The organism is Streptomyces sp. NPDC023723, from assembly GCF_040639815.1.
GTDB lineage: Bacteria > Actinomycetota > Actinomycetes > Streptomycetales > Streptomycetaceae > Streptomyces.
On sequence record NZ_JBFAAP010000003.1, the window covers coordinates 195,974 to 220,437 of the forward strand.

The window sequence follows — 24,464 nt, forward strand, 5'->3', positions numbered from 1 at the left end:
CATCCGCCCTTAATTGACGAGCGCATCCGGCTTGCCCTTGCTGCGCGGCCGTTCCTCGACCATCTTGCCCCACACGATCATCCGGTACTTGCTGGTGAACTCCGGCGTGCAGGTGGTGAGCGTGATGTAGCGGCCGGGCCCGGTGAACCCCGACTGCTGCGGGACCGGGTCCAGCACGGTGGTGTTGCTCGGCGACGTCACCGGCAGGATCGACGACATCTTGTAGACGAAGTACTTGTCCTGGGTCTCCACGACGATCGGGTCGCCCGGCTTGAGCTTGTTGATGTACCGGAACGGCTCGCCGTGCGTGTTGCGGTGCCCGGCCAGCCCGAAGTTGCCGGTCTTGTCGTCCGGCATCGCCGTCTTCAGCGCGCCCTCCGCGTAGTGCCCGACCATGCCCCGGTCCAGCACCTTGTCGTTGCTGACGCCCTCGGCGATCGGCACCACGACGTCCAGCTTGGGGATGTGCAGCAGCGCGAAGCCCTGCCCCGGCTCGAAGCTGCCCGGATTGCGCTTGCCGTCGGCCCAGTCGTCCTGGAGGCTGCTCGCCTCCTTGTCCGCCTGCGCGTGCGCCCGCACGTTCGTCCACCACAGCTGGTAGGAGACGAACAGCAGCATCAGCACGCCGGTGGTGATGAACAGCTCGCCGACCGCCCGGCTGGCGACCGTGGCCGGGCTGGGTCTGCGGGCCCGCGCCAGCCGTCGGGCCTCCACCCGGGTGAGCGGCGCTCTCGGTCCCTCCTCGCCGTCCTGCGGCTCCGCGGCGCCCGACCGCGGCTCGGCGGTACCCGACGCCCGGCGGGCGCCTCCACGGCCGCCCTGCCGCCGTTTGGCGGCCTTCCGCCGGGCCGCCCGGCCGCCGGTGGCCGGGCCGGCCGCCGGAGCACTGCCCCGAGCGCTTATTCGCGCCGCCGGATCCACGACCCGCAGCGCCACCGTCTCGTCGTCGTGGGGGCCGCCCCCGAGCGCATCCGGATCCCCGTACGGCTCCTGCCCGTACGGGGTCCCAGCGGCGTCGGCGTCACGCTCGGGGCGCAGCGCGGTCACGCCGTGGCCCTGCCCACCACCGGGGCGAGCCCCGCAGACCTCGCCACCGCACCCTGGTCACCGCACTCCGCCAGCCAGTTGGCCAGCATCAGGTGCCCGTGCTCGGTCAGCACCGACTCCGGATGGAACTGCACGCCCTCGACCGGGAGTTCCCGGTGCCGCAGCCCCATCACGATCCCGTCCGCCGTCCGCGCCGTCACCTCCAGCTCGGCCGGCACCGTGCCCGGCTCGGCCGCCAGCGAGTGGTACCGCGTCGCCGTGAACGGCGAGGGCAGGCCCGCGAAGACCCCCCGGCCCGTGTGCTCGACCGGCGAGGTCTTCCCGTGCAGCAGCTCCGGCGCCCGGTCCACCACACCGCCGTACGCCACCTGCATCGACTGCATGCCGAGACAGACCCCGAAGACCGGCACCCCGGTCGCCGCGCAGTGCCGCACCATGTCGACACAGATCCCGGCCTGCTCGGGCGCGCCCGGCCCCGGCGACAGCAGCACGCCGTCGAACCCGTCCTGCGCGTGCGAGACGGCCACCTCGTCGTTGCGCAGCACCTCGCACTCGGCGCCCAGCTGGTACAGGTACTGGACCAGGTTGAAGACGAAGCTGTCGTAGTTGTCGACGACGAGAATCCGCGCACTCACTGGTTGTCCACCGTCACATCGTTGAAGGGAAGCAGCGGCTCGGCCCACGGGAACACGTACTGGAACAGGACGTAGACCACGGCCACGACGAGCACGAGCGAGAGCAGCGCCTTCGCCCACACGTTTCCCGGCAGATGCCGCCAGATCCAGCCGTACATGCCGTCCCTTCCGTCGCACCACGGCACCAGACTCACGCCGTACGCCAACAGACTAACGGCGCAACGCCTCCGGTTTCCCGGCCTCCACGGGCCGCGTGGCGTCCAGCCGGGCCCAGACGATCAGCCGGTGGCTGTGCCCCCACTCGGGATCACAGGTCGTCAGCGTCAGATACCGGCCCGGTCCGGTGTACCCGGACTTCCGCGGGACAGGATCGACCACCGCCACGTCACTCGGCACGGTTTTGTACGGCCCTTTGTCGATCCGATACGTGAACCAGGTGGTCCCGTCGGTCAGCACCACCGCGTCCCCCCGCCGCAGCTCGGGGAAGTCCTTGAACGGATCGCCGTACGTACGCCGGTGCCCGGCCACCGCGAAGTTCCCCACCTGACCGAGCCGCCCGCTCGCCGGGTAGTGGCCCAGGCCCTTCTTCAGCGTGCCGGTGGCGGTGCCCTCCAGCACCGGTTTGTTCCACGTGAAACCGAGCCGGGGCACGTACATGATCGCGAAGGGCTTGCCGGGCGCGTACGGCACCGGCTCGGTCGGCCGCGCGGGCGGCTGTTCCGTCCGCCATCGCTCATGCAGGACGTCCACCTGGCGCTCCATGGCCTCCTCCGCCCGGACGCCGGTCCAGAACAGCGTGTAGACGGCGAACAGCACGAGGACGGTGCCGACGGTGAGGCAGAGTTCGCTGACGGACCTGACGACGACGCGCATCGGCAGCTCCCCCCAGGGCTACTCGACCGGCTCCGCGTAGTGCAGGTCCACTGTGCCCGAGTAGCCGGGCAGCGTCACCGTCCCGTCCTCCTCGACCTTCCAGCCGAGCCCGTAGACGTTGACGTACACCATGTAGTTCTGGATCGCCGGGGAGGCGGAGAGCGCCTTCTTCAGCTTCTCCGGGTCACCGACCGCCGTGATCTTGTACGGCGGTGAGTAGACCCGGCCCTGGAGGATCAGGGTGTTGCCGACGCAGCGCACGGCGCTGGTGGATATCAGCCGCTGGTCCATGACCTTGATGCCCTCGGCGCCGCCCTGCCACAGCGCGTTCACCACCGCCTGGAGGTCCTGCTGGTGGATCACCAGGTAGTCGGGTTCCGGCTCCGGATAGCCCGGCAGCTTGGCGGTGGCGTTCGGCGGGGCGTCGTCGAGGGTGACCGAGACCGCCTCGCCCTTCAGTTTCTGGGTGCCCGCGCGCCGCTCCAGCGCGGCGAGCTTGTCGTCCTCCGCCTCGGTGCTGCCGTCGTCGCGCTCGGCGAGGGACTCGATGTCCTGGCGCAGGGCGCCGTTGGTCTCGTCCAGCGCGCCGTTGTCCCGGCTGCGCTCCTGGATCAGGTCGGACAGCTTCAGCAGGGAGGTGTCCGTGCGGATGTTGGTGCCCTTGGCGGTGTCGAAACTGGTGAAGAAGATGAGCCCGGCGAGGGCGAAGACGGCCGCGGTCAGGACCCTGACGGGCCGGAACCGGCGCCGGCGGACCGGCTGGGGACCGGCCTGGGGGGAGTCGGCAGAATTGCTCAACGTACCCTTATCTCCTTCGGCGCCACGGAAGCACTACGCTAACGGACGCCCGGACCCAGTATCCTGCGCGGCCACGCAGCGCATCGACAGGAGAGACCCTCGTGCCGAAGTCACGTATCCGCAAGAAGGCAGATTTCACGCCGCCGCCGGCCAAGCAGTCGACGGCCATCAAGCTGAACAGCCGTGCCTGGGTCGCCCCCGTCATGCTGGCCATGTTCCTCATCGGCCTGGCCTGGATCGTGGTGTTCTACGTCACCGACGGCTCGCTGCCCGTCGAGGCGCTGGGCAACTGGAACATCGTGGTGGGCTTCGGGTTCATCGCCGCCGGGTTCGGCGTCTCCACGCAGTGGAAGTAGCGCCGACCCCCGGGTGAACGCAGCTCTGCCCACGGTTGTTCACCGAGTTATCCACAGGGCTTGTCCACACGCTGGGGAAAAGAAACGACGATCTGTGGATAACTCACCGGACGTTGACGCCGGTGTGACAGAATCACCGGCAACCGAAAATACGTTCGCCCCCGGCTGACCTGCGGAAACACGGGTCGGTGACAGGGGGCACACGTGTTCCCGCACGCTGTGCACAAGATCTGCCACCCGCTGTGGACAACAGCCGCTCAGGTGAGCTGACCGGTCCTCAACAGGGCCAGGGCCAGACAGACCACGAGCACCAGCGCGCACGTCCCGTACTGGACGAGCGCGCGCCGCTCGCGCGGGGCGTGCACCATGCCGTACCCGATCACGACACCGGCGACGAGGCCGCCGATGTGGGCCTGCCAGGCGATGTTGAAGCCCGGGCTGAAGGTGAAGATCAGGTTGATCGCCAGCAGGGCGATGACCGGCCGCATGTCCTGGTTGAGTCGGCGCATCAGCACGGCCGTCGCGCCGAACAGGCCGAAGATCGCGCCGGAGGCGCCGAGCGAGGGCTGGTTGGGCTCCGCGATCAGGTAGGTGAGGGCGCTGCCGGCCAGGCCGGACACGGCGTAGAGGGCCAGGTAGCGGGCGCGGCCCAGGGCCGCCTCCAGCGGGCCGCCGATCCACCAGAGGCTGAGCATGTTGAAGGCGATGTGGATGTAGCTGCCGTGCAGGAACATCGAGGTCAGCAGCCGGTACCACTGGCCCTCCGCGATGCCCTCGACGGAGCCGAGCCCCGGCACCCAGGCCCGGCCGATCAGCTCGAACCGCTCGGTGAAGCCGTCGCCGACGGTGAGCTGGGCCACGAAGAGGGCGAGGTTGAGGCCGATGAGGATCTTGGTGGTCAGCCGCGGATCGGCGGTGACCGGGCCGCCCGCGAGGGTGCGGGGGCGGTTGGCGGTGGCCGGGTGCCCGGTACCGGAACCCCCGCGGACGCACTCGGGGCACTGGAAGCCCACGGCGGCGTCGATCATGCAGTCCGGGCAGACGGGGCGTTCGCAGCGGGTGCAGCGGACGCCCGCGGCGCGCTCCGGGTGGCGGTAGCAGGTCGGCGGGGTCCCGGCGTCCTGTGGGCTGCCTCCCGCTGCCTGGTCCATGAGGTCCCCTGGATCGTCGTCGGCGATGAGTCGTCTTGGGCGATGAGTCGTCGTAGGCAATACGCCCGCCCCGCCCATCCATACGGATGAGCGGGGCGTTTGGTTCCCGAGGTGGTTCCCGGCGGGGGTCAGGCCTCGCGGGTCTCCACGACGACCGACTCGATGACGACGTCCTGGACCGGACGGTCGGTGCGCGGGTTGGTCTTCGTGCCGGCGATGACGTCCACGACCTTCTGGCTGGCCGCGTCGGTGACCTCGCCGAAGATGGTGTGCTTGCGGTTCAGCCACGTCGTCGGGGCGACGGTGATGAAGAACTGCGAGCCGTTGGTGCCCGGACCGGCGTTGGCCATGGCCAGCAGGTAGGGCTTGTCGAAGGTGAGGTCCGGGTGGAACTCGTCCTCGAACTGGTAGCCGGGACCGCCGGTGCCGTTGCCCAGCGGGTCACCGCCCTGGAGCATGAAACCACTGATCACCCGGTGGAAGACCGTCCCGTCATAGAGCTTGTCGGTGGACTTCTGGCCGGTGGCCGGATTGGTCCACTCGCGCTCGCCCGTGGCGAGCTCGACGAAGTTCTTGACCGTCTTGGGGGCGTGGTTCGGCAGGAGCCGGACGCTGATGTCGCCGTGGTTGGTCTTCAGGGTGGCGTAAAGCTGCTCAGCCACGATCTGCCTTCCGTTGTCTTCCTTGTGACTCCCTGATCCTCGCACGGTCCGCCGCGCGCGTCGCCCAGCGGTCGATCGCCGTCCCTCTTCGGTGCCCCTTCGGCCCGTGTCGCTTGCGTAAATCCGGCCGAGTACTTCCGGGACGGGGGCACTGCCCGTCGATCCGTGGCATTGTCGACGACAAGCTCCCGTTGCCCTGGATTCACCCGCTATCGCATGACCCGGATGCCCGCTCTCACATGCCTGGCGGTGCGTCGGCAGGCATGATCCGTAAAAGGGTGGAAAGTCGAATTACCGTACGCCACCGAGGAGGAGGAACCCGTGACCCGCATCGACAGCGTGCGCGCCGCGACCGGTTCGGCGAAGGACAGCGTGCTGCACGCCGCGGAAGTGGTGGCGCCCTACGCCGACACGGCCAAGGACAGGGCCGCGCACTACGCACACGAGGCGCGCGTACGGCTGGCGCCCAAGGTGTCCCTGGCCGCCGACCAGGCCCGGCAGCAGTACGGCGTGTATGTGGCGCCGCGTCTTGAGCAGGCCCGTTCGCATGTGCCACCGAAGGTCGACCTGGCCGCGCACGAGGCGGCCCTGCGGACCCGTATCGCCGCCCGGCAGGCGGCCGACTACTCGCGGCCCCGGCTGGAGCAGGCGGTGGCCGCGGCCGGACCGGTCCGTGACGAGGCGGCGCTGCGTGGTGCGGCCGCGTTGGCGGCGCTGCGCGGTCAGGTGTCCGCCCAGGACATCCAGAAGCTGGCGCGCAAGAACGAGCGGCGGGCGAAGGCCGGCCGGGTCGTCAAGGTGCTGGCGGTCCTGGGTGTCGTGGCGGGCGGCGCGTTCGCGGCGTGGAAGTGGTGGGACAAGCAGGCCAACCCGGACTGGCTGGTCGAACCGCCGGAGGCGACGGAGGTCCCGGAACCGGGCCGGCTGACGTCGGTGGACGGCAGCGGGGCCACGCTCGACCCGGAGGTGGAGGCCAAGCAGGCCGAGGACGAGGCCACCAAGGGCGACGACCAGCGCTGAGACGCCGCACAGAACAGAGCAGAGAACAGAGCAGAGAACAGAGCAGAACAGGCGCAGAACGACGCCGCGGGGCGGGAGAGTACGGCTCTCCCGCCCCGCGGCGTTGTTTCACGTGAAACGGCGCGTTTCGACGCGGTCACCGTCCGTAGCGGCGTTCCCGTAGTGAGTAGGAACGCAGGGCGCGCAGGAAGTCGATCTCACGGAAGTCCGGCCAGTAGGTCTCGCAGAAGTACATCTCGGCATACGCGGACTGCCAGAGCAGGAATCCGGACAGCCGCTGTTCGCCGGAGGTGCGGATGATGAGGTCGGATTCGGAGCGGGCCTTGGAGTACAGGTGCTTGGAGATGTGCTCCATGGTGAAGGTCTCGATGAACTCGTCGATGTCCCCGCCCTGGGCACTGTGCTCGGTGAGGGCGGAGCGGACGGCGTCGACGATTTCGCGTCGGCCGCCGTAGCCGACGGCGACATCGACCTTGGTGCCGCCCCGGCGGTCCTGGGTGGCCTCGGTGGCGGTCTTGAGGCGGGCGGCGGAGTCGGCGGGCAGCAGGTCCTGGGCTCCGACGACGGCGACCGGCCAGGGGTTGCCGGGGGCGGCCAGCCGTTCCACGACTTCGGCGATGATGTCGATGAGCGGGGTCAGCTCTTCTTCGGGCCGGTGCAGGTTGTCGTCGGAGAGCATGTAGAGGGTGACGTGCTCGATCTCGGCCGAGTCGCACCAGCGCAGGAAGTCCAGTACCTTCGCGCCGCCCGCGCGGTAGCCCTCGCGCGGATCGTTTATGCCGGACATCTTGGCCCAGCGGCGGTTGCCGTCGAGCATGATGCCGATGTGCTGAGGGCGTGGGCGTCCCTCCAGCTCCCTGACGAGTCGCTTCATGTAGAGCGCGTCGAGAGCGGCCCGTACCTTCGCCCGCATGGTCTACCCCTTCCACCTCGCCGTCGGCGGCCGATGGCCCACCGCGGCGATGAGTCACGTGGCACCGCCCCGCAGGGGTGGGGGTGCTGGCGCCTTGTGGAGTGACGATATCAAGAGCGGACATGCCGGCTTCCGCTCGAACCGGGCCGCTTCCGATCCGACCCAAGATCAGCAATTGCCGCGTCCGGCCGGGAAGTTGACGCCGAAGTCGGCACCGAAGTCGGCGCCTTCCCCGCGGCCGTAGCTCGGCGGTGCGCCCAGGGCCGGCCGGGGCCGGGGCCCGCGGGTCAGGCTTCCTCGTGCCGCTCCGCCGCCAGGGCCTCCAGGGCGCCCTGCAGCGCGGCGGGGAAGCGGGCGAGGGTGTCGGCGCGCAGGGAGATGCGGCAGTGCGTGCCCTCGTACCGGTGCCGGGTCAGTCCCGCCTCGCGCAGGATCTTCATGTGGTGACTGAGCGTGGAGGGTCCCACGGCCACGTCGAACTCCTCGCGGGAGTGCTCGGCGCGATCGCAGAGGACGGAGACGATGCGCAGCCGGGCCCGGTCACCCAGTGCGAAGAAAAGACGGTCGAGCCGCACATCGTCGAGATCGGGGTGCTCGGGCTGTCTGGGCATGCGCACAGCCTAGCAGACTACGAACTTCGACGATGTTCGATGTATGTTGGGAAAGCGCGCGGCCGGCGTGCGGCCTGGCTCCGAAACAAGCCTGTGCCCCGAAGCAAGCCTGTGCTCCGAAGCAATCCTGTTCTCCGAACAAGAGGGAAGTCACCGCCGATGACGAGGCAATCCAGGGCATTCAGCGAGATCCGCCTGCGAGAGCTGACCGTGCCCAACCGGGTCTGGCTCTCACCGATGTGCCAGTACTCCGCCGACGCCCACGGCGCACCGACCGACTGGCATCTCGTCCACTACGGGGCCAGGGCGGCCGGCGGCGCGGGTCTGGTGATGGTCGAATGCACGGCCGTCGCCCCCGATATGCGCACCACGGCAGGCGACCTCGGGCTGTGGTCGGAGCGCCAGGTCGACGGACACCGGCGGCTGGCGGCCGCCATAGCCCGCCTCGGGTCCGTCCCGGCGATCCAGCTCGGCGCCGCCGGCCGCAAAAGCTCCCACGGCGTGCCCTGGGACAACGCCGGAACCCGGCAGGCCATCGGCCCGGACCAGGGTGGCTGGCAGCCACTCGCGCCGTCCCCACTGCCCTTCGCCGGGCTGGCCGTCCCGTCGGCGATGAGCATCGCGGACGGCGACCGGGTGCTGGGGGATCTCGAACACGCGGCTCGCAACGCCGACCGTGCCGGCTACGCGGTACTCGAACTGCACGGCGCGAACGGCTACCTGCTCCACCAGTTCCTCTCGCCCCTGACCAACCACCGCACCGACGCCTGGGGCGGCGACCTGGAGGGGCGGATGCGTTTCCCGCTCGCGATGGTCGCGGCGCTCCGCGCCGGATGGCCGCAGCACAAGCCGCTCCTGGTCCGCCTGCCCGCCGAGGATCTGATCGAGGGCGGCCTGACGACGCACGAGGCGGCACGTTTCGCGGCCCGGCTCGGCAGGGCGGGCGTCGACATGATCGACGCCGGCTCGGGCGCGCTGCGCCCGGACGCCCGGCGGATCGACCAGCCGCTGCACAACGCCCGCTACGGTCCGCTCTTTCGCGATGCGGGCACGCTCGCCGCGGCCTCCGGCGGGATCCACGCGGCGGAACAGCTCGATGAGGCCGTCCCGGAGTTGGTGGACGCCGCGTTCGTCGGCCGGGCCATGCTGCGCGACCCGTACTGGGCGCTGCGCGCGCGGGACGCGGAACCGCGCGTGTCGTGGCCCCGGCAGTACCAGCGCGCGTTCTGACCCCGGACCCGCACACCGCGCGGTACTGAGCGATGTCCTACGTCGCACGCCCAGCGTGCGCGCGGCACGGAGATCCACCCGGTGTGTCACTCAGGTCCAAGCGCTCCCGGCGCCAACGCGATGAAATAGCAGGCCTCAGCGACGCGCCAGACCAACGAGGTTCCGCTTGCCATGGCCGAAACGACCACGCGCCAGGCGGGCGGGCGTGCCGTGGTCGTGGAGACGACCGTCGCCGGTGAGACCGGCAGGCCCGGCTCCGCCCCCCTGTCGGACATGGCGGCCGGCGCCGCCGCCGGACCCTCCCCGTGGGCAGCGGCTGCTTCGTCCTCGAACCCGAAGCCGTTCACCCAGCGGGCCCTCGTACCATCTGACGTCCCGGCCCGATGAACCCGACAGAAGAAAGGTGCAACATACATGAGTGCCAGCGATACCGTCGCCGGAACCGGCGCGGGAGGACCCGACTCGGCTCAGCCGCCGGTTCCCGCGCCGGTCAGGAGCCAAGGCGGCGCCTCGGGGGAACGGCTGGTGCTGTTCACCGACGCGGTGACCGCGATCTCGATCACTTTGCTGATCCTGCCGCTGGTCGACATCGTCCCGGAGGCCGCGTCCGCCCACGAGCAGGCCAGCGAGGTGATCACCGGCCACCTCGACCAGATCTGGAGCTTCCTGCTCAGCTTCGCGGTCATCGCCAACATCTGGCGGGAACACCACCGGACCTTCTCGTCGGTCGCGAGGGTCACCCGCTCTTTGACGGTGTGGAACATGGGGTGGCTGCTGTCCGTCGTCGTGCTCCCCCTGCCGACGGAGATGATCGGCGCCTTCGGCCGCGACCGGTTCGTGGCGGCGTTCTACTACGCGGTTCTCCTGGCGAGCATGGTGTGCCGGCTGGCGATGCTGAGGATCCTGAAGACCACCCCGGGGCTGCTCGACGAGGACGATCAGGAACCGGGCAGGCTCCAGGAGTTCTACACCGAGAGCCGTCTCAACGTCCTCGCCCTGGTCCTGGCTCTCGTCCTCGCCCTCGCCGTGCCCGTGCTCCAGTACTACAGCCTGTTGCTGCTGGTCCTGCCCAGGTGGGCGCTCCTTCGGATCCACCGCGCCCACTGACAGGGTGCTGATCACGCGTCAGGAAAGGCGGCGCCTCGTCGGGTGTGCCGACGGTCCTTCCTGCCCTCGGTGGGAGTCTCGGCGTATCGCTTCTTGTACGCCTTGACGAAATGGCTGCTGTCCGCGAAGTGCCATCGAGCGGCGATCTCGGACACGGTCAGGCGGGTCGAGGACAGCTCGGCCCTGGCGCGTTCGAGGCGGCGTTCGCGCACATAGCCCATGACCGACGACGTGACCCCTTGACCGAACGCGCGGTAGAGGGTGCGGACGGACACGTTCAGGGCCGCCGCGATCTCTCGGGGGCGGAGGTCGGGGTCAGCGAGCAGCCGGATCTCTATGTAGTCCATCGCCGACCTGAGGAGCGCGGGCGCGAACTCCGCGTCATCGATGACCTGGTCGTTCAACATCCCTCTGAACAGCTCCAGAGTCGCGTTGCGGGCGGCCTCGCCGGCAGTGGCGCCGAGGCCGTCCGACAGTTCCGCCCAGAGACGGAGCTGGGAGAGCAGCAGGGCCGCGGCGGGCGAGGTCTGTTCTGCGGTGACCGCCCGCGTGTTCGCCGGGAAGCGGATCTCGCTCGCGGGAAGGACCAGGGTGATCGCCCGGGTGCCCCGGGCGACCTCGAAGTCCCACGGGTCCTCGTTCCGTCGCACGCACAGCGTTCCGGCCCCTGCCGTGGTGCGCTGAGTCCCCGAGGCGAAGCGCCACTCACCACTGAGCGTCACGCTCGTCACGATCCGGTCCTCGAGGTGCCCGCCCGGGCCCCCGGTGGTCCCCGCGACCGCGTCGCTGTACTGGTCCTCGAGGAAGAAGTCGAGCATGTTCTGCTTCCAGATGCGGGCGCGGTAGGTCCCTTCGCTGTGCCGCGGCAGCCGCAGCGGCGGAGCCGGCACCTGCTCGCCCCCCTGCCGCCGCCACTCGCTGAGCAGCACCCGGTTCCGGTTCTCGTCCGCGTACGGCACGGCGACGTCGATCACGGGCCTGGAGGAGTTCCCGACCCGCCAAGAAGGCACGCTGACTCCGGTACTCATCCGGAACAAGGTACTCCGCCGGTGCCCGGGCGCCGTGAGCATGGTCGGGCACCGCCGATCCCACCGTGCCGAGCAGGGTCGTGCCGGATCTCCCGGCCCCGGTCCCGACCGCCCGGGCGCACTGACGCGCCTGCGCACGCAAGGTCGTCATCGTCGAGCCCGACGACCTGTCATTGGTCCCGCGTACGCGGGCAACCGGATCGCAGTACAACGACGGCACTCGGGAAATCCGGACAAAAAAGGCCCCTCCAGCCGCGTTTCCGCAGGCCAGAGGGGCCTATCTCGGTGGAGCCTAGGGGAGTCGAACCCCTGACATCTGCCATGCAAAGACAGCGCTCTACCAACTGAGCTAAGGCCCCGCAACCGTGGCGTCCGGCCGGCCGGAACACCGTCCCGGCGAGCGCCGCTGCCAAGAGTACCGGGTGGTCCCCCGTATCTCCCAAACAGATTGGGGGTCCCGGTGAACGACCACTCTCCGTAAGATGCTCGGCGTGGTTCGCTGGAGCGAACTGCGGTTTTTGGGGAAGCGATGGGGAGACGCAATGGACGCCGCACAGCAGGAAGCCACCGCAAGAGCGCGGGAGCTTCAGCGGAACTGGTACGGAGAGCCACTGGGGGCGCTCTTCCGTAGGCTGATCGACGATCTCGGGCTCAACCAGGCGCGGCTCGCGGGCGTCCTGGGACTGTCCGCGCCGATGCTGTCCCAGTTGATGAGCGGTCAGCGGGCGAAGATCGGCAATCCGGCGGTGGTACAGCGGGTGCAGTTGCTCCAGGACCTGGCGGGGCAGGTCGCGGACGGCAGTGTCAGCGCGGCCGAGGCCACCGAGCGCATGGACGAGATCAAGAAGTCGCAGGGGGGCTCGGTGCTGAGCAACACGACGCAGACCACGAGCAGTTCGGGAGCGCCCACGGTCAAGCGGGTGGTCCGCGAGATCCAGTCCCTGCTGCGCTCGGTGGCGGCGGCCGGCGACATCATAGAAGCGGCGGACACTCTCGCCCCGACCCACCCGGAGCTGGCAGAGTTCCTCCGGGTCTACGGCGCCGGCCGCACCTCGGACGCGGTCGCGCACTACCAGTCCCACCAGAGCTGACCCCGCCCGGGCCCGACCGCCGAGGGGGTACGGCGGCCGGGTCCGCGCGGGAGCCGGGGACGGAAGGACAGGGGGAGGGGCGCACAGGGCGATGGGTGAGGTCTTCGCCGGACGGTACGAACTGGTCGACCCGATCGGGCGTGGGGGAGTCGGCGCGGTATGGCGCGCCTGGGACCACCGCCGCGGCCGGTACGTGGCCGCCAAGGTGCTCCAGCAGCGCGACGCCCACTCCCTGCTGCGGTTCGTGCGGGAGCAGGCGCTGCGCATCGACCATCCCCATGTGCTGGCCCCCGCCAGCTGGGCGGCCGACGACGACAAGGTCCTGTTCACCATGGACCTGGTCACCGGCGGCTCACTGGTCCACGTGGTCAACGACTACGGTCCGCTGCCGCCGCTCTACGTCTGCACCCTGCTCGACCAGCTGCTGTCCGGGCTGGCCGCGGTGCACGCCGAGGGCGTCGTCCACCGTGACGTCAAGCCCGCCAACATCCTGCTCGAAGCCACCGGCACGGCCCGTCCCCGGCTGCGGCTGGGGGACTTCGGCATCGCCATGCGGCTGGGCGAACCGCGGCTGACGGAGGCCGACCTGGTGGTCGGGACGCCCGGTTACCTGGCGCCCGAGTCGATGATGGGCGCGGAACCGGACTTCGCCGCCGACCTGTTCGCCGTAGGGCTGGTCGCGCTGTATCTGCTGGAGGGCGCCAAGCCGGACACCAAGGCGCTGGTGCAGTACTTCGCCGAGCACGGGACGCCGCCGGCGCCCGCGGGGATTCCGGAGCCGCTGTGGCAGGTCGTCTCGACGCTGCTGCAACCGGATCCGGTGGCCCGGTTCCGTACGGCGACGGGGGCGCGCAAGGCGCTGGCCGCGGCCGTGGAGCTGCTGCCGGAGCCCGGTCCCGACGACGAGCTGATCGAGATCTTCCAGCAAGTGGGGCCGCTGCCGGCCGGGTTCGGGCCGGCGGGGCCGACCGCCGCGTCGTCCACACCGTTCGCGTCGTCCACACCGTTCGCGCCGTCTACGCCGTCTACGCCAGCTGTGCCGTCCTCGCCGTCTACGCCGTCTACGCCGTCCATGTCGTCGCCGCGGACGCCGTCACCGCCGTCCGCCCCGGCATCCGAACCGGGGCGGGGACCCGGCACAGCACCGCCCCCAGCCCCCGCCCCAGCCCCCGCCCCCGCCCCCGCCGAGGCCACCGGCTCCGAGGAGCGTCCGCCCCGGCTGCCGGGTATGTCGGACACCGGCAGCTTCCATCTCCCGCCGCCCCACCCCACCGTCTCCACCGTCGCCCTGCTCGGCCAGCCGGGGACCCCCCACCCGCCCACGCCGCCGCCCCCCGCCGACACCCCGTCGTACCCACCACGCGTCCCCGCCGCCACCGCCGCGTACACCGCGCAGAGCCCCCAGACCCCCGTCGCCCAGCACCGCGCTCCCCGGCGCCGGCGCCGGCGCCCCGGCCCCCCGGCGGCGGTCGCGCTGCCGCTGCTGTTCCTGGCGCTGGCCTGCTACGCGGTCGGTTTCTGGGCCCTGACCCGGATCTGAGGCCCGGCCGGCCGCATCCCGCCCCGTTACGCGCTCCTGCGCCGCGCCACCACGGTCCACACGCCGAGCCCGGCCAGCAGCACGCTCCCGGTGCCGATCCCGCCGACCGCCACCGCCCGCATCGCCGGGTCCGTGCCCCCGGCCGTGTCGTCGGCCAGGTCTCCTTCCGGGCCCCCGGTCCCCGCCGCCCGGAAGGGTTCCGCGGCCTCGAAGACACCGTGCGGCACCGGCTCCCCCGCGTAGTCGGGCCCGTCCCCCGCCTCCCCCGTCAGCCGCACCCGCAGGACGACGTCGAACGGCCCGTCGCCGAAACGGTCGGCGACCTGTTCCGCGAGGTGCACGACCAGGTAGTACGACCCGGCGAACCGCATCGCGTTCTGCTGTCCGGCGACGGCGTACCGGTTGTCGTACGCCACCGGCGGCACCGGTCCCAGGTCGACCGCGGCCCGCCGCCCGGTGTAGCCGGTGCCGGCGCTGTCGACCCGGCCGCGGACGGGATTGTGCAGGGACAGCGACAGGGCGCCGGTGGCGTAGCCGGAGCGGCCTTCGGTACTGCCGAGTTCCGCGGTGGCGTAGAGCTGTTGGCCCCAGTCGAGGGGCACCTTGTAGTAGAGGGTCTGGCCCGGCTCGATGCCGGCGCGCCAGGCGCCCTGGCCGAGGGATGCCGCCCCGGTGAAGCCGGCGCCGCCCGGGCGGTTCGCGGGTTCGCCGGCGGGCGGGGCGGGGGAGGCCGAGTCCCAGGCGTCCGGGGCGGTGGTGGCCGCCGTCCGCTTCAGGCCCGGCTCGGAGACGGTGGTCAGCTCCAGGTCCCAGGCGTCCGGCGGGGAGTCCTGCGGCCGGACCCGTTCGACCACCACGTAGTAGTGGCCCGCCTCCTGGCACCGGGTTCCGGTGCGGGTGATCTCGCGGGCCGCCGAGGCGGTGACCGGGTGCGGGCTGCGGGCGGCACCGAAGGTGGCGCTGTCCAGCGAGCAGGAACCGCCGTCGGCGTCCCGCACGGAGACCCGGACGCCGTCCACGGCGACGACCTCGCCGCCGGCCCGGGGTACGGCGGTGACGGAGACGTACGCGTCCGAGGCGGCGTCGAGTTCGAGGGCGTAGTAGACCTCGGCGGCGCGGGGCAGGGAGCTGCGGTAGGTGACGCCGAGGTCCAGACGCGCGGCGCCGGCCGCACCGCCGGCACCGTCGACGCGCCGGGCGCCCGGCGCGAAGGCGTAGCCGTCGCCGTCACCGTCGCTCTCGCCGGCGCGGTTGTCGCTGGCCGCCGTACCGGTCGTACCGGCCGTACCGGCTGCGAAGGCCGCGGCACCCGGCACGGCGGCCGTCACACCGAGCACACCAAGCACACCAAGCACAGCGGTCACGACGATCACGGCGGGCAGGGCCGGCCGGCCGCCCCGGGCCCTCGGCCTCGACGTACGCCGCCACCTCATCGCCCGCCACCCCTCATACCGCCACCGCCACCGCCACCATCCCCGTCAGCGTCACCGCCGGCGAACCGGCCCGGCCGGACCGTGGTCCCGGACCATGACCCCGGACCGTGGCCCGGACCGTGCCCATCCTGCCCCGCCGCCCCGCCCGCCATCCGCCGGTTCCGTACGAGCGTCCGAAACATCCCGGCGGACCGGTCCCGGGCAACACAAAACCCCGACCGTAATACGGCCGGGGTCTGTTCTCAGGACCGGTTTCTGGTCGTCCTCACGAACCCGTGGGCACGGAGTCAGTCGCCTCCGTCCACAGATCCTGCTCGGCGCGATCCGCCTGGATCTGGCGGTACACGAGGAGCCCGCCGATGGCGGCCAGTGCGACCAGGAGAAGCTTCTTCACCGCGCGACCTCGTCTTTCCTTGACGTAGGGGACCTCTGCCGCCCGACTATACACACCGGCCGATACCGATCAGTGACCTGCGTCCGGCGTCAACTCACCTCCGCCGGGACCCAGTAGAAGCCGGCCGGGCCGTTCCGATCGGAGGGTGATCACACCCCCACGGACGGTGAGATTTGATCCTTCTTCTCCCGGAAGGCCACTTTTCAGCCCTCTTGCACCCATCCGTGTGGTGTTGATCTGAAGAACGCCGCGCCGCGGGCGTCGGTCCACCACTTCGCGGCGCTCATACACATCATGAGGAAAGTACGCAAATCGCCCAACCCGAAAGTGAGGGATCATGGCCCGGAACAAGGTCCTCAGCGTGTGGACCGCCTTCGTCACCGCCTTCCTCGCGCTGTGCACGGCGCTCGGCCTCATCACGACGACCGCCTCGGCGGTGGTACCGCGCACCGAGACCGCGCGCAACAGCGAGAACGGTACCGGCGGCACCGAAGCGACGGCCTCGGCGGCGGCCCCGAGGTCCTGGCCACGGGCCGGTTCCCTGCCGCCCACCATGAAGCAGCGCATCCGGGCCGAGGCCCACGGCAAGTCCCCGAGCTGCCGGCACCGTCCCGCCACCGACGCGGCCGCCGCGGCCCGGTCCGCCGCCCTGTGCGACACGGCCGAGCAGCCGGAGGCGGAACCCCTCGCACCGGCCGACCCACCACTGCAACGCTGAGCGTTCCGGCAGGTTCAGCGAATCCCAGCGACTCCCGGCAAGGCCCGGCGCTCCCCGAGCGCCGGGCCTTCCGCATGCCGCCCGTACTCCCCGCTCCCCCTACCTCCCGCTCCTACTGCTCCCCCTGCTCCCCGTCCGTGATGCTGATCGCCTGCGACGGGCACTGCTCGGCCGCCTCCCGTACCCGCGGGTCGTCGCCGGTGTCCTCGCGCCCCGGGATGACCGCGCCGAACCCGTCCACCGTGGTGAAGACGGACCCCACCCGGTGCACGCAGTCCGCGGAGCCGTAGCAGAGATCCTGATCGACGGAGACCTTCCTGCGTGCGTTCGTACGGGCGTTCGTATGGGCGTTCATACGGGCGTTCATGCGCGCGTCCCCCCGGCAGCGGTCCAAGTCCTCCGGCCGACCAGGCTAGTGCGGCCCGTCGTATCTTGGGCGGGCACGACCAACCGGACCGGATGAGCCTCGAAAGGTGGTGAGCGTATGAGCCGCCGCATCACCGTCGTCACGGCCATCCACGCACCGTCCGCCCCCTACCTCCAGGACGCCTACGCGTCCCTGCGGCAACAGGAGTTGCCGGCCGGCTGGGACTGGCGGTGGCTGGTCCAGGAGGACGGCTGGACGGACGACGTACGCCCCCATGTGCCGGCCGATCCCCGCGTGGTGTTCCGGCAGGGGCGGCCGGGCGGCCCCGGGGTGGCCCGCACCATCGCGCTCGCGCACGCCGAGGGCGAGTACGTGAAGATCCTCGACGCCGACGACCAGCTCCCGGCCGGCGCGCTGGCCCGCGACCTGGCGGCGCTGGAGGCCGACCCGACGATCGGCTGGACGACGTCGCGGGTACTGGACCTGCTGCCCGACGGTTCGACGGCCGGCTTCCCCGGCGACCCGGCGAACGGGCCGATCGAGCGGGGCGTCGTCCTCGACTTCTGGAAGGCCAACGGCTTCCGGGCCCCGGTCCACCCGGCCACCCTCTGCGTCCGCCGCGACCTGCTGCTCGCGCTCGGCGGCTGGATGGCCCTGCCCGCCTCCGAGGACACCGGGCTGCTGCTCGCGCTGAACACGGTCGCCCGCGGCTGGTTCTCCGAACAGGTCGGCCTGCTCTACCGCAAGTGGGAGGGGCAGGCCACCGGGCAGGCCGCGCACGTGGACCCGGCGGAGCGGGACGCGCGCATGCTGGTCGTCGAGGCCCGCGCCCGGGCGCTGGCCGGCCTGGAGTGGCGCTACCCCCTCGGGTGACACCCCCGGTATCCCCTCGGGTGACACCCCCGGACCGCTACGGCAACGCCTCCGCGTCCACCCGGGAGAACACCAGCTCCGTCTCCCCGGCCGGCGGCTGCCGCCACCGCACCGGCGCGGTGGGCCCGGCGCGCAGCGCCCGCAGCGAGTCGGCCGGCGCGTAGCCGCCCGCCATCCGGTAGGCGTGGAACCCGGCCGCGGCGAACGTCTCCAGCAGTTCGTCGGCCGAGTCGCCGAGCCGGGCCATCCGCTCCGGCGTCACCTCGACACAGACCTCGGCGTCCGGCCGCAACGCGCCGAGCAGCGGCGCCAGCCCGCGCACGACACTGCCCTCGGCGCCCTCCACGTCGATCTTGAGCACCCGCGCGGTGGCCACCTCGGACGCGGTCAGCACCTCCGTCAGCGGCACGGCCTCGGTCGCGAAGGCCGACTCGGCCGGTCCGTCGTACGGAACGATGCTGTTGGCGCCCATGTTGTGGGAGCTGGCCAGCACGAAGGTGAGCGTCCTGCGCCGGTCGGCGACCGCCGTGTTCACCGCGCGGACGTTGGCGCAGCCGTTGAGCCGGAGGTTGCGCAGCAGCCGCCCGTGGAAGGCGGGCGAGGCCTCCACCGCCACCACCCGGCCCTCGGCGCCGACCAGCCGGGAGGCGAGCACGGTGAAGACGCCGATGTTGGCTCCGACGTCGACGAACGTGTCGCCCGGCCTTAGCCTGCGCCGCAGCCAGCCGGTCAGATGCGGTTCCCAGACCCCGAAGAGGTAGAGATACCGCTGGATCAGATCGGTGGTGTCCACCGCGAACCGGGCTCCGCAGCGGTCCTCGACCACCCGCTGCCGGGGGTGTTCGCGCAGGTACGGGTTGAGGAGGCGGCCGGCCAGCGCGGTCTTGCCGAGGAAGCCCGGCGCATGCCGCACGTACCGGCTGCCCAGGGTCGCCAGGGACTCCGTGAGGCCGCCGCGCGTCCGCGCGGCCCTGTTCGCATCGGGTGTCACACCGGACACGGTGCCACCTCGGCCCCGGCGACCGGAACCACGGCCCGGGACCGGCCGCGCCACCCGCGCGTTTCAGCCATCTTCTCCCGCCACCACCCGCCGGATCGCAGGCGCCGCCCGCCGAACTCATAAGATCCGCCGGTCGACTTGAGAACATCCGGCGGGGGGCGGCATGGGAACCGGCGAACAGATCGTGACCGTGGGAGGCGTCCTGCTCGGTGCGCTGACCACGCAGGTGGCCGCCTATCTGCTGGAGCGGTCCAGGAACCGCTACCAGCTGCTCACCCGGTGGGACGACAAGAAGATCGACGCCTACAGCGAGTACGTCGACGCGGTCAAGATGCGCATCGCCGCGTGCGTGCGGCTGTACGAGGTCCGGGAGGGCATCCGCGAGGACCACCGGCCGCTGGTCGAACTCCGGGAGGACGTGGCCGAGGTCGGCCGGCGCTGGGGCTCGGCCTTCGAACGCGTGATGCTGCTCGGCGGCGACGACGCCATCGAGGCCGGGCACGAACTCAACAGCACGGTGTCGGAGATCGTCTGGCAGGCCGGCGGTCAGATCACCGGCACCCTCGGAGAATGGCGCGAACGGCACCGCACCGCGTTCCGGCAGATCAACCTGTTCCACGAGGCGGCCCGCGCGGACCTCGGCATCCAGGGCAACGTCACCGGCGAGAAGCATCCGGAGCGGGACCTGCTGCTGCCGCCGCCCCGGCAACCGTCCCGGGAGGGGTGAGCGGGCACGCGGACCGATCGGTCGCGTCGCGCCGTCCGGTACCGGTCCCTCCCCTCGTGCGGACCGGTACCGAACGGTGCGAACGGACTCGGCCCGTCCTCACTGCCGTTGTCGGCGATCCTGCCAGCGATCCCGTCCACCGAGGAGGGGCCGCGTCCGGATCGCCCCCTTCACCGCAGGTCAGACGTATAGAGTGAGTTTTCCGGTCCGGACGTGACGACTGCGGGGGAGGTAAGGGGTGGGACCTTGAGTTCCGACTCAGGGACACGTACAGCCTTCGCCGAGCGACTCGCCCTGCTGTACACGGAGGCCGGCAATCCGCCCCTCAAGCGGGTGGCCGAGGCGGTCGACCGGCTCCAGCGGGTCGACGAACGGGGGCGGCCCGTACGGGTGTCCGCGCAGCGGATCAGCGACTGGCGGCGGGCCAGGAACGTACCCGCGCAGTTCACCGCGCTCGCCGCGGTGCTGCACGTGCTGATCCCCGCGGCCCGGCGGGCCCGGCCCGTCCCGGTGTCCAAGGGCCTGTACGACCTGGCCCAGTGGCAGCGCCTGTGGGAGCAGGCGCTGGCCGATCCGGCGGGCGACCGCGGCGAGGCGCCGGACGAGACCGCCGACGGCCGCGGCACCGACTCCCCGGGCGTGGCCGGCGTGTGCCCCTACCGGGGGCTGGCCGCCTACCGGCAGCAGGACGCCCGCTGGTTCTTCGGCCGGGAGCGCAGCCGGGACGACCTCATCGCCCAGGTCCGCGCGGCCGAGCGGACCGGCGGCCTGGTCGCGCTGGTCGGCGCGTCGGGAGCGGGCAAGTCCTCCCTGCTGAACGCGGGCCTGATGCCCGCCCTGCGGACCGGCCGCGAGGTGCTGTACCTGGTACCCGGACCGGCCCCGCTCGCGGAGCTGACCCGGGCGGTCCCCGACCTGGCACCGGTCCTCGCCGAACCCGGCACGGCCGCGACCCCCGGTTTCGCCGCGGCCGTCCGGACTGCCGTCACCGCGTGGGCCGCCCGCCGGACGCCACCGGCCGGCCCGCCCGGCCCGCCGCCGGTGCTGATCGTCGACCAGTTCGAGGAGACCTTCGCGCTCTGCCCCGACGACACGGTCCGGCGTACGTTCATCCAGACCCTGCACGCCATGTGCGCGGCCGCCGGCGCTGACGGACCGCCCCCCGTCTGCGTCCTGGTCGGCGTCCGCGCGGACTTCTACGAGCAGTGCCTCGGCCACCCCGAACTCGCCGACGCCCTCCAGCACCGGCACATGGTGCTCGGGCCGCTGACCACGGCCGAGCTGCGCGAGGCGGTGGCCGGCCCGGCGAAGGCGGTCGGCCTGGAGATCGAACCGGGCCTGGTGGAGCTGATCGTCCGGGAGGTGAGCGCCGACGGCCCGCACGGCGGGCACGACGCCGGTGTGCTGCCGCTGCTGTCCCACGCGCTGCTCGCCACCTGGCAGCGGCGCAAGTCGGGCCGGCTGACGCTGGCCGGGTACCGCGCGGCCGGCGGCATCCAGACGGCGGTGGCGACGACGGCGGAGCACGCCTGGTCCGGCCTCGACCCGGCCGCCCGCGCCGCCGCCCGGCAACTGCTGCTCAGACTGGTGCGGCTGAGCGAGGACACCCAGACCACCCGCCGGCGCGGCACCCGACGCGGTCTCGCGGAGGAGTCCAAGGACCCCGGCAAGACCGAGGAGTCCCTCGAAGCACTGGTCCGGGCCCGGCTGGTGACGCTGGACGCGGAGACGGTGGAGATCACCCACGAGGCGCTGCTGCACGCCTGGCCGCGGCTGCGCGGCTGGATCGACGAGGACCGGGGCGGCCATCTGCTGCGCCAGCGGCTGGAGGAGGACGGCCGGGCCTGGGAGGACTCCGGCCGCGACACGGCCCTGCTCTACCGGGGTTCGCGGCTGGAGCAGGCGCACGGCTGGACCAGGTCGGCCGGGACCGTACTGACCCGCAGCGCGGCGGAGTTCCTGGCCGCCTCGGTCCGGCTGCGGCGCCGAACGGTGTGGCTCAGCCGGGGCGCGGTGGCGGCGGTGCTGGTGCTGGCGATCGTGGCGGCGGCGTCGGCGGTGACCGCGTTCAGACAGCGGGACGACGCGGTGTTCGCGCAGGTCTCCGCCGAGGCCGACCGCTTCCAGTACTCGGACCCGTCCCTCTCCGCCCAGCTCGACCTGGTGGCACACGACCTGCGCCCCGACGACGAGGGCACCCGCAACCGGCTCATATCCATCGTCAACGCCCCCTTGGCCACCCCCCTCACCGGCCACACCGGCGCCGTCTACCTCACCTCCTTCAGCCCGGACGGCCGCCTGCTGGCCACCGCCTCCTACGACCGGACGGTCCGCCTGTGGAACGTCGCGGACCCGGCCCGCCCCAAACCCCTGGGCAAGCCCCTGACCGGCCACCGCAGCTGGGTGAGCACCGCGGTCTTCAGCCCGGACGGGCATACGCTGGCCAGCGCCTCGGACGACGGCACGATCCGCCTGTGGGACGTGACGGACCCGGCCCGCCCGCGCCCCCTCGGCGCCCCCCTGAGGGGCCACGACGGCACCGTCTACCTGCTCGCCTTCCGCCCCGACGGCCGCACCCTCGCCTCCGTCGGCAACGACCGCACCGCCCGCCTGTGGAACGTGGCCGACCCCGGCCACCCGACCGCGCTGACCACCCTGACCGGCCATACCGACGCCGTACGGTCGCTGGCGTTCAGCCCGGACGGGCGCACCCTCGCGACGGGCGGCGACGACAACACGATCCGGCTCTGGGACACGGCCGACCCGCGCCACCCGCACCGCACGGGCGCGACGCTGACCGGCCACACCGGCACCGTGCACTCGGTGGCCTTCAGCCCGGACGGCCGCACCCTGGCCAGCGGCAGCGCCGACGACACCATCCGCCTGTGGAACATGACGGACGCCGCCCGCCCCCGCTCCCTCGGCACCCCCCTCACCGGCCACACCGGCCCGGTCTGGTCGGTGGCCTTCAACTCCGCCGGCACCATGCTCGCCGCGGGCAGCGCCGACTCCACGGCGACCCTGTGGAACGTCAGCAACCCGGCCTACCCGTCCCAGGTCGGCGAGCCGCTCGCGGGCAGCAGCGGCGAGATGTACGCGGTCGGTTTCAGCCCGGACGGCCGCACCCTGGCCACCGGCAGCGGCGACAACACCGTCCGCCTGTGGTCGATCCCCACCTCGGACATGGTCGGCCGCATAGGGGCCTTCCGCCCGGACGGACGGGTGCTGGCCACCGCGGCCCGGGACGGCAAGGTCCGGCTGTGGAACGTCACGGACGCCGACCGCCCCCGCCCACTGGGCCACCCGTTCACCCCCGGCGAGGGCGACATCCGCTCCCTGGTCTTCTCGCCCGACGGCCGCACCCTGGCCGTCCTCACCGGCAGCCACGCCGTCCAGCTCTGGAACGTCGCCGACACCGCGCACCCCGCCGCCCACGCCCCGCCCGTCGAACTGCGGACCCGCTTCGCCGGCCCCGGCGCGCTGGCCTTCAGTCCGGACGGCCACACCCTGGCCACCGCCCAGAGCGACCGCACCGTCCAGCTGTGGGACGCGACCGACCCCGCCCGCCTGCGCCCCCTGGGCGCCCCGCTGACCGGCCCCACCGGTTACGTCAACGCCCTCGTCTTCGCCCCGGACGGCCGCACCGTCGCGGCCGGCGGCGCCGACGGCACCATCCGGCTGTGGCCCGTCACCGCCGCCACGGGCGCCGGACGCGTCCTCGGGGAGCACATCGGGCCGGTGAACGCCCTCGCGTTCAGCCCCGACGGCCGCACCCTGGCCAGCGGCAGCGACGACAGCACCGTCCGCCTGTGGGACCCCGCCGGCGACGACCGGGAACCGGTCGCCGAGCTCACCGGCCACACCGAGGCGGTCGTGTCGCTGACCTTCAGCCCCAGCAGCCACACGCTGGCCAGCGGCGGCAACGACAACACGGTCCGCCTCTGGGACGTCACCGACCCGTCCGCCGCGACCCCCATCGGCCAGTCACTGAGCCCCAACGCCAAGACCGGCAACTTCCTGGCCTTCAACCCGCGCAGCCGCATGCTCGGGGTCTCCAGCGGCGTCGACACCGTACGCCTGTGGAGCCTGGACGTAGACGAGGCGGTCCGCCGCATCTGCTCCGCCACCCGCAACGTCCTCACCCCGATCCGCTGGCACGAATACCTGCCCCGCCTGTCCTACGACCCACCGTGCGGCACGTGACCCAAGACATACGCAAGGCCCCCAACCGTGACCGGTCGGGGGCCTTCTCGCTGGTGGGGCCAACAGGCAAGCCCTGGAACGGAAGATCGCCGGTGAGCACTGGTCGCCGGAGCCCGACCATGACCTGATCTTCTCCGCCGAGCACGGCGGCATGCTCGACCCGGTGGGCTTCTCCCGCACCTTCGAGCGGCTCGTCAAGCGCGCCGGCGTCCGCCGCATCACGGTCCGCCTCGCCCGGCACACCTGCGGGACCCTGCTCGCCTTCCTGAAGGTCCACCCCAAGGTCGCTCAGGCGATCCTCCGGCACAGCCAGATCAGCATGACCATGGACGTCTACACGCACGTCGTGGGCGACAGTGAGCGGGAAGCGGTCGGCATGCTCGCCGAGCTGCTGGAAGATCCGCTCATTGGCTGATGTGCCCACTGCTTGATCGGCTGCGAAGCCTGTTGCGCACCCAGGTCACGCTGAGTGCCACTGCGCCAACTACGGACAGGAAGATCGTCCCGAAGACCAGTGTCACTCCGGCCGAGATCACGAAGATCGCCCACCACGGCGGATCGCCTTCCACAGTCCTCCTCAGCCCAGCATCCCTACCGAGCACGACGCCAAGGAGCTGAGGCCGGTTCCGTGACCGCCGTTGATGTCAGCCGTAGATGTCAAAGACCCCCAACCATGATCGGCTGGGG

The 24,464-nt window shown here is 71.8% G+C and carries 26 protein-coding genes and 1 tRNA gene; 12 read left to right on the plus strand and 15 right to left on the minus strand.

Going from position 1 to position 24,464, the window contains the following annotated elements:
* Window positions 1–9: 9 nt before the first annotated feature.
* The 5 genes from AB0G32_RS05920 to AB0G32_RS05940 are packed head-to-tail and all read right to left on the minus strand — an operon-like array spanning window position 10 to window position 3,353.
* The gene (locus AB0G32_RS05920) at window positions 10–1,047 is read right to left on the minus strand and encodes a class E sortase (protein WP_361158724.1); all 1,038 of its coding nucleotides are present in this window, start codon (window positions 1,045–1,047) and stop codon (window positions 10–12) included.
* Complete coding sequence (locus AB0G32_RS05925) at window positions 1,044–1,682, minus strand: aminodeoxychorismate/anthranilate synthase component II (RefSeq protein WP_361158727.1); 639 nt, start codon at window positions 1,680–1,682, stop codon at window positions 1,044–1,046. Before AB0G32_RS05925 ends, AB0G32_RS05920 begins: the two co-directional genes overlap by 4 nt.
* Window positions 1,679–1,840 carry a hypothetical protein gene (locus AB0G32_RS05930; protein ID WP_361158730.1) on the minus strand — a complete coding sequence of 54 codons (162 nt, stop codon included), beginning with the start codon at window positions 1,838–1,840 and terminating at the stop codon, window positions 1,679–1,681. The genes AB0G32_RS05925 and AB0G32_RS05930 overlap by 4 nt, the downstream gene beginning before the upstream one ends.
* Window positions 1,841–1,892: 52 nt before the next feature.
* Window positions 1,893–2,555, minus strand: coding sequence for a class E sortase (locus AB0G32_RS05935; RefSeq protein WP_361158733.1), 663 nt, complete (start codon window positions 2,553–2,555; stop codon window positions 1,893–1,895).
* Between the two features lie 18 nt (window positions 2,556–2,573).
* A complete protein-coding gene (locus tag AB0G32_RS05940) occupies window positions 2,574–3,353 on the minus strand; it encodes a DUF881 domain-containing protein (protein WP_361158735.1) in 780 nt (259 codons plus the stop codon).
* Between the two features lie 101 nt (window positions 3,354–3,454).
* On the opposite strand from AB0G32_RS05940, the gene crgA reads away from it, so the two are divergent.
* Window positions 3,455–3,709 (plus strand): cell division protein CrgA, encoded by a 255-nt coding sequence (gene crgA / locus AB0G32_RS05945; RefSeq protein WP_361158737.1) that lies wholly within the window; start codon window positions 3,455–3,457, stop codon window positions 3,707–3,709.
* 257 nt (window positions 3,710–3,966) lie between these two features.
* Here crgA and AB0G32_RS05950 read toward each other — a convergent pair whose 3' ends face one another.
* Window positions 3,967–4,860 (minus strand): rhomboid family intramembrane serine protease, encoded by an 894-nt coding sequence (locus tag AB0G32_RS05950; protein ID WP_361158740.1) that lies wholly within the window; start codon window positions 4,858–4,860, stop codon window positions 3,967–3,969.
* Between the two features lie 128 nt (window positions 4,861–4,988).
* Window positions 4,989–5,522 (minus strand): peptidylprolyl isomerase, encoded by a 534-nt coding sequence (locus AB0G32_RS05955; RefSeq protein ID WP_361158742.1) that lies wholly within the window; start codon window positions 5,520–5,522, stop codon window positions 4,989–4,991.
* Window positions 5,523–5,843: 321 nt separating this feature from the next.
* Between AB0G32_RS05955 and AB0G32_RS05960 the strand changes: the two genes are divergently transcribed.
* A complete protein-coding gene (locus AB0G32_RS05960) occupies window positions 5,844–6,542 on the plus strand; it encodes a DUF5324 family protein (protein ID WP_361158745.1) in 699 nt (232 codons plus the stop codon).
* A gap of 136 nt (window positions 6,543–6,678) precedes the next feature.
* Here the strand turns inward: AB0G32_RS05960 and AB0G32_RS05965 are convergent, their stop codons facing one another.
* Together AB0G32_RS05965 and AB0G32_RS05970 are read right to left on the minus strand one after the other, a co-directional pair.
* Complete coding sequence (locus AB0G32_RS05965) at window positions 6,679–7,455, minus strand: isoprenyl transferase (protein WP_361158747.1); 777 nt, start codon at window positions 7,453–7,455, stop codon at window positions 6,679–6,681.
* A gap of 287 nt (window positions 7,456–7,742) precedes the next feature.
* Window positions 7,743–8,066: a helix-turn-helix transcriptional regulator gene (locus AB0G32_RS05970; RefSeq protein ID WP_361158749.1), complete on the minus strand. Its 324-nt coding sequence runs from the start codon at window positions 8,064–8,066 to the stop codon at window positions 7,743–7,745.
* Window positions 8,067–8,225: 159 nt separating this feature from the next.
* On the opposite strand from AB0G32_RS05970, the gene AB0G32_RS05975 reads away from it, so the two are divergent.
* From AB0G32_RS05975 to AB0G32_RS05985, 3 genes are all read left to right on the plus strand, one after another.
* The gene (locus AB0G32_RS05975; RefSeq protein WP_361158751.1) at window positions 8,226–9,296 is read left to right on the plus strand and encodes an NADH:flavin oxidoreductase/NADH oxidase; all 1,071 of its coding nucleotides are present in this window, start codon (window positions 8,226–8,228) and stop codon (window positions 9,294–9,296) included.
* A gap of 171 nt (window positions 9,297–9,467) precedes the next feature.
* Window positions 9,468–9,683 carry a hypothetical protein gene (locus AB0G32_RS05980; RefSeq protein ID WP_361158754.1) on the plus strand — a complete coding sequence of 72 codons (216 nt, stop codon included), beginning with the start codon at window positions 9,468–9,470 and terminating at the stop codon, window positions 9,681–9,683.
* A gap of 27 nt (window positions 9,684–9,710) precedes the next feature.
* Complete coding sequence (locus AB0G32_RS05985) at window positions 9,711–10,403, plus strand: TMEM175 family protein (protein WP_361158756.1); 693 nt, start codon at window positions 9,711–9,713, stop codon at window positions 10,401–10,403.
* 11 nt (window positions 10,404–10,414) lie between these two features.
* Here the strand turns inward: AB0G32_RS05985 and AB0G32_RS05990 are convergent, their stop codons facing one another.
* Both AB0G32_RS05990 and AB0G32_RS05995 read right to left on the minus strand, forming a co-directional pair.
* A complete protein-coding gene (locus AB0G32_RS05990) occupies window positions 10,415–11,431 on the minus strand; it encodes a helix-turn-helix domain-containing protein (RefSeq protein ID WP_361158759.1) in 1,017 nt (338 codons plus the stop codon).
* Between the two features lie 286 nt (window positions 11,432–11,717).
* A tRNA-Ala gene (locus tag AB0G32_RS05995) sits at window positions 11,718–11,790 on the minus strand.
* A gap of 183 nt (window positions 11,791–11,973) precedes the next feature.
* Between AB0G32_RS05995 and AB0G32_RS06000 the strand changes: the two genes are divergently transcribed.
* Both AB0G32_RS06000 and AB0G32_RS06005 read left to right on the plus strand, forming a co-directional pair.
* The gene (locus AB0G32_RS06000) at window positions 11,974–12,522 is read left to right on the plus strand and encodes a DNA-binding protein (protein ID WP_215170393.1); all 549 of its coding nucleotides are present in this window, start codon (window positions 11,974–11,976) and stop codon (window positions 12,520–12,522) included.
* 91 nt (window positions 12,523–12,613) lie between these two features.
* Window positions 12,614–14,062 (plus strand): serine/threonine-protein kinase, encoded by a 1,449-nt coding sequence (locus AB0G32_RS06005; protein ID WP_361158763.1) that lies wholly within the window; start codon window positions 12,614–12,616, stop codon window positions 14,060–14,062.
* Between the two features lie 26 nt (window positions 14,063–14,088).
* Here the strand turns inward: AB0G32_RS06005 and AB0G32_RS06010 are convergent, their stop codons facing one another.
* Both AB0G32_RS06010 and AB0G32_RS06015 read right to left on the minus strand, forming a co-directional pair.
* On the minus strand, window positions 14,089–15,426 hold the full coding sequence (locus AB0G32_RS06010; RefSeq protein WP_361158766.1) for a hypothetical protein: 1,338 nt from the start codon (window positions 15,424–15,426) through the stop codon (window positions 14,089–14,091).
* Window positions 15,427–15,760: 334 nt separating this feature from the next.
* Window positions 15,761–15,889: a DLW-39 family protein gene (locus AB0G32_RS06015; RefSeq protein WP_003999697.1), complete on the minus strand. Its 129-nt coding sequence runs from the start codon at window positions 15,887–15,889 to the stop codon at window positions 15,761–15,763.
* A 337-nt stretch (window positions 15,890–16,226) separates the two neighbouring features.
* On the opposite strand from AB0G32_RS06015, the gene AB0G32_RS06020 reads away from it, so the two are divergent.
* A complete protein-coding gene (locus AB0G32_RS06020; RefSeq protein WP_361158768.1) occupies window positions 16,227–16,607 on the plus strand; it encodes a DUF6344 domain-containing protein in 381 nt (126 codons plus the stop codon).
* A gap of 112 nt (window positions 16,608–16,719) precedes the next feature.
* Here the strand turns inward: AB0G32_RS06020 and AB0G32_RS06025 are convergent, their stop codons facing one another.
* Window positions 16,720–16,962: a ferredoxin gene (locus AB0G32_RS06025; RefSeq protein ID WP_361159083.1), complete on the minus strand. Its 243-nt coding sequence runs from the start codon at window positions 16,960–16,962 to the stop codon at window positions 16,720–16,722.
* 129 nt (window positions 16,963–17,091) lie between these two features.
* Between AB0G32_RS06025 and AB0G32_RS06030 the strand changes: the two genes are divergently transcribed.
* On the plus strand, window positions 17,092–17,847 hold the full coding sequence (locus AB0G32_RS06030) for a glycosyltransferase (RefSeq protein WP_361158770.1): 756 nt from the start codon (window positions 17,092–17,094) through the stop codon (window positions 17,845–17,847).
* A gap of 37 nt (window positions 17,848–17,884) precedes the next feature.
* Here the strand turns inward: AB0G32_RS06030 and AB0G32_RS06035 are convergent, their stop codons facing one another.
* Window positions 17,885–18,760 (minus strand): FkbM family methyltransferase, encoded by an 876-nt coding sequence (locus AB0G32_RS06035; RefSeq protein WP_361159086.1) that lies wholly within the window; start codon window positions 18,758–18,760, stop codon window positions 17,885–17,887.
* A gap of 250 nt (window positions 18,761–19,010) precedes the next feature.
* Between AB0G32_RS06035 and AB0G32_RS06040 the strand changes: the two genes are divergently transcribed.
* The 3 genes from AB0G32_RS06040 to AB0G32_RS06050 all read left to right on the plus strand — a co-directional run bounded on the left by AB0G32_RS06040 (window position 19,011) and on the right by AB0G32_RS06050 (window position 24,192).
* The gene (locus AB0G32_RS06040) at window positions 19,011–19,574 is read left to right on the plus strand and encodes a hypothetical protein (RefSeq protein WP_361158773.1); all 564 of its coding nucleotides are present in this window, start codon (window positions 19,011–19,013) and stop codon (window positions 19,572–19,574) included.
* A 246-nt stretch (window positions 19,575–19,820) separates the two neighbouring features.
* A complete protein-coding gene (locus AB0G32_RS06045; protein ID WP_361158776.1) occupies window positions 19,821–23,777 on the plus strand; it encodes a hypothetical protein in 3,957 nt (1,318 codons plus the stop codon).
* A gap of 73 nt (window positions 23,778–23,850) precedes the next feature.
* Window positions 23,851–24,192: a tyrosine-type recombinase/integrase gene (locus AB0G32_RS06050; RefSeq protein ID WP_361159089.1), complete on the plus strand. Its 342-nt coding sequence runs from the start codon at window positions 23,851–23,853 to the stop codon at window positions 24,190–24,192.
* Window positions 24,193–24,464: the final 272 nt, after the last annotated feature.